This window comes from Rhodococcus sp. NPDC127593, assembly GCF_042671975.1.
Lineage (GTDB): Bacteria > Actinomycetota > Actinomycetes > Mycobacteriales > Mycobacteriaceae > Rhodococcus_F.
On the sequence record NZ_JBHXWI010000172.1, the window covers coordinates 1 to 1,528 of the forward strand.

Below are 1,528 nucleotides of genomic sequence, written 5' to 3' on the forward strand. Positions count from 1 at the left end.
AACTATGGTTAAGGAACTCGGCAAAATGCCCCCGTAACTTCGGGAGAAGGGGGGCCTCGTCCGGTGATCACTCTTGCAGTGTGAGCTGGGTGGGGCCGCAGAGACCAGTGAGAAGCGACTGTTTACTAAAAACACAGGTCCGTGCGAAGTCGTAAGACGATGTATACGGACTGACGCCTGCCCGGTGCTGGAAGGTTAAGAGGACCGGTTAGTTCTTCGGAGCGAAGCTGAGAATTTAAGCCCCAGTAAACGGCGGTGGTAACTATAACCATCCTAAGGTAGCGAAATTCCTTGTCGGGTAAGTTCCGACCTGCACGAATGGCGTAACGACTTCTCAGCTGTCTCAACCATAGACTCGGCGAAATTGCATTACGAGTAAAGATGCTCGTTACGCGCGGCAGGACGAAAAGACCCCGGGACCTTCACTACAGCTTGGTATTGGTGTTCGGTTCGGTTTGTGTAGGATAGGTGGGAGACTGTGAAGCGCTCACGCCAGTGAGTGTGGAGTCGTTGTTGAAATACCACTCTGATCGTATTGGACCTCTAACCTCGGACCATGATCTGGTTCAGGGACAGTGCCTGGTGGGTAGTTTAACTGGGGCGGTTGCCTCCCAAAATGTAACGGAGGCGCCCAAAGGTTCCCTCAGCCTGGTTGGCAATCAGGTGTCGAGTGCAAGTGCACAAGGGAGCTTGACTGTGAGACTGACAGGTCGAGCAGGGACGAAAGTCGGGACTAGTGATCCGGCACCGGCAAGTGGAAGCGGTGTCGCTCAACGGATAAAAGGTACCCCGGGGATAACAGGCTGATCTTCCCCAAGAGTCCATATCGACGGGATGGTTTGGCACCTCGATGTCGGCTCGTCGCATCCTGGGGCTGGAGTAGGTCCCAAGGGTTGGGCTGTTCGCCCATTAAAGCGGCACGCGAGCTGGGTTTAGAACGTCGTGAGACAGTTCGGTCTCTATCCGCCGCGCGCGTTAGAAACTTGAGGAAGGCTGTCCCTAGTACGAGAGGACCGGGACGGACGAACCTCTGGTGTGCCAGTTGTTCCACCAGGAGCACCGCTGGTTAGCTACGTTCGGAAGGGATAACCGCTGAAAGCATCTAAGCGGGAAGCCTGTTCCAAGATGAGGTTTCTCACCCCCTCGAGGGGGTAAGGCCCCCGGCAGACCACCGGGTTGATAGGCCAGAACTGGAAGTCCGGTAACGGATGCAGGTGACTGGTACTAATAGGCCGAGGACTTACCACAAAGAAGCTACGCGTCCACTGTGCAGTATCTGAAACAACACACACGTTTCAGAACTGAAGAAAGAAGAACAACAACAATTCTTGTTGAAGAACAACAACAATTCTTGTTTGTTTCTTCGCTGATGTTCCGTGTGACAGTTTCATAGAGTTACGGCGGCCATAGCGGAGGGGAAACGCCCGGTCCCATTCCGAACCCGGAAGCTAAGCCCTCCAGCGCCGATGGTACTGCACCCGACAGGGTGTGGGAGAGTAGGACACCGCCGAACATCCGTTACCGAAAG

The 1,528-nt window shown here is 54.6% G+C and carries 2 rRNA genes; both read left to right on the plus strand.

Annotated elements, in window-relative coordinates:
- Positions 1-1,248 (plus strand): 23S ribosomal RNA (locus tag ACFVJ3_RS49425); the annotation flags it as partial.
- 148 nt (positions 1,249-1,396) lie between these two features.
- Positions 1,397-1,513 (plus strand): 5S ribosomal RNA (gene rrf, locus ACFVJ3_RS49430).
- The last annotated feature ends 15 nt before the right edge of the window (positions 1,514-1,528 follow it).